The following is a 2729-nucleotide window of genomic DNA, read 5'->3' as shown; positions in this document are numbered from 1 at the left end:
GGAGGACTCGGGTTCCGCTCGACACCCCGTGGAACCAGCTCGACCCGAATGTCCAGGCGGCGATCCTCACCGGCAAGGACTTCCAGGTGTCGGTCTCCTGGCGCAACCGCTTCGGGCGTGAGATGCGCTACACGAGCGGGTTCGAGGGCGTCATGCCCTACATCGAGCGCAAGTTCGCCGAAGCCGAGTCGGACTCGCAGCGCCAGCGCTTCCAGGGCTACCTGCGCGAGGTCCCCTGCCCGGTGTGCGACGGGACGCGCCTCAAGCCCGAGGTGCTCGCCGTGACGGTCGACGGGCGCAGCATCGCCGACGTCACCGACATGTCCCTCGACGACGCGTACGCGTTCATGGAGCACCTCACGCTCACCACCCGCGAAGCGCACATCGCCGCCGCTGTCCTCCGTGAGATCCGCGCACGGCTCGAGTTCCTGCTCGAGGTCGGGTTGAACTACCTCACGATGGCGCGCGGCGCCGGCGGCCTGTCGGGCGGTGAAGCCCAGCGCATCCGGCTCGCGACGCAGATCGGGTCGGGTCTGACCGGCGTGCTCTACGTCCTCGACGAGCCGAGCATCGGGCTGCACCAGCGCGACAACCGTCGGTTGATCGACACCCTCGTCAAGCTGAAGAACCTCGGCAACACGCTCATCGTCGTCGAGCACGACGAGGACACCATCCGCACCGCGGACTGGGTCGTCGACATCGGCCCGGGCGCCGGCGTCAACGGCGGCAAGGTCGTGCACTCGGGCTCGTACGAGGGCATCATCGCGAACCGCGAGTCCGTCACCGGGGACTACCTCGCCGGCCGGCGTGCGATCGAGGTCCCGGCCGAGCGCCGGAAGGTCAACCCGAAGCGCGTCGTCAGCGTGCAGGGCGCCCGGGCGAACAACCTGCAGGAGATCGACGTGGACTTCCCGCTCGGGGTGTTCACGGCGGTGACCGGTGTGAGCGGCTCCGGCAAGTCGACGCTGGTCAACGACATCCTCTACAAGGTCATGGCGAACCAGCTCAACGGCGCCCGGCACATCGCCGGCAAGCACACGCGCGTCAAGGGCCTCGACCAGCTCGACAAGGTCGTGCACGTCGACCAGGCACCGATCGGCCGGACGCCGCGCTCGAACCCGGCGACCTACACGGGTGTGTTCGACCGGATCCGGCAGCTGTTCGCCGAGACGCCCGAGGCCAAGGCCCGCGGGTACCAGCCCGGCCGCTTCAGCTTCAACGTCAAGGGCGGTCGCTGCGAGAACTGCTCGGGCGACGGCACGATCAAGATCGAGATGAACTTCCTGCCCGACGTGTACGTGGCGTGCGAGGTCTGCGGCGGTGCCCGGTACAACCGCGAGACCCTCCAGGTCCACTACAAGGGCAAGGACATCTCCGAGGTCCTCGACATGCCCATCAGCGAGGCGGCGGAGTTCTTCGAGCCGATCTCCGCGATCCACCGCTACATGAAGACCCTCGTCGACGTCGGCCTCGGGTACGTCCGGCTCGGCCAGAGCGCGACGACCCTGTCCGGCGGCGAGGCGCAGCGCGTCAAGCTCGCGACGGAGCTGCAGCGTCGTTCCACCGGGCGCACCGTCTACGTGCTCGACGAGCCGACGACGGGGCTGCACTTCGAGGACGTCCGGAAGCTCCTGCTCGTCCTGCAGAGCCTGGTCGACAAGGGCAACACGGTCATCACGATCGAGCACAACCTCGACGTCATCAAGTCGGCGGACTGGCTCATCGACATGGGGCCCGAAGGCGGCGCGGGTGGCGGGACCGTCCTCGCCACCGGGACGCCCGAGCACGTGGCCGACGTGCCGGAGAGCCACACCGGTGTCTTCTTGCGCGAGATCTTCGACGCGCAAGACGCCCGCGTTGGCAAGGAGCAGGCCGTGGGCGCCCGCACGGCGAGTGCGTCGGCGCGGGCCGGGGCGAAGTCGGCACGAAAGCAGAAGGCGGGTGCTCGGTAGGTGGCGGACACCGTTCCGTGGCGGCCGAAGGCGGGGGAGATCCCGACCGACCCGGGCGTCTACCGGTGGCGCGACGAGAACGGCCGGGTGCTGTACGTCGGCAAGGCCAAGAACCTCCGCGCACGCCTGAGCAACTACTTCGCGCCGCTGCCGACGCTCCACGAGCGCACCCGGCGGATGGTCCTCACGGCACGGAGCGTCGAGTGGACGACCGTCGGCTCCGAGATCGAGGCGCTGCAGCTCGAGTACACCTGGATCAAGGAGTTCGACCCGCCGTTCAACGTCAAGTTCCGTGACGACAAGTCCTACCCGTACATGGCGATCACCCTGGGTGACGAAGCCCCGCGGGTGATGGTGACGCGGAACCGGCGGATCAAGGGTGCGAAGTACTTCGGTCCGTACCCGAAGATCTGGGCCGTCCACGACACGATCGACCTGATGATCAAGGTGTTCCCGATCCGCACGTGCTCGGACTCCTCGTACAAGCGCGCGATGCAGACCGGGAAGCCGTGCTTCCCGGGGCAGATCGGCAAGTGCGGCGGGCCCTGCTCGCAGAAGGTCACGATCGAGGAGCACCGCGCGCTCGTCGAGGAGTTCGTGCGCTTCATGTCGAGCTACGACCGTCGGGTCATCACGCACCTCCGGCAGCGGATGGGCGCCTCGGCCGACGCGATGCAGTACGAGCAGGCGGCGAAGTACCGCGACCAGGTCGAGGCGCTCGAGGCGGTGCTCGAGAAGAGCGCGGTCGTGCTGCGTGACAGCGTCGACCTCGACCTG

General features: G+C 68.3%; 2 protein-coding genes. Both read left to right on the top strand.

Annotated features, from left to right (window positions below):
- Nucleotides 1-1952 (top strand): excinuclease ABC subunit UvrA (gene uvrA / locus I59_RS03740; RefSeq protein WP_022902724.1); only part of this gene is annotated, 1952 nt, incomplete at its 5' end.
- A partial coding sequence (locus tag I59_RS03735) for a GIY-YIG nuclease family protein (protein ID WP_022902723.1) occupies nucleotides 1953-2729 on the top strand: 777 nt, incomplete at its 3' end. It abuts the gene before it with no gap.

It is taken from the genome of Curtobacterium sp. B8, assembly GCF_000333315.1.
Taxonomy (GTDB): domain Bacteria; phylum Actinomycetota; class Actinomycetes; order Actinomycetales; family Microbacteriaceae; genus Curtobacterium; species Curtobacterium luteum.
The sequence above is the reverse complement of the archived record's forward strand: the minus strand, read 5'-3'. Positions and strand labels throughout refer to the sequence as shown.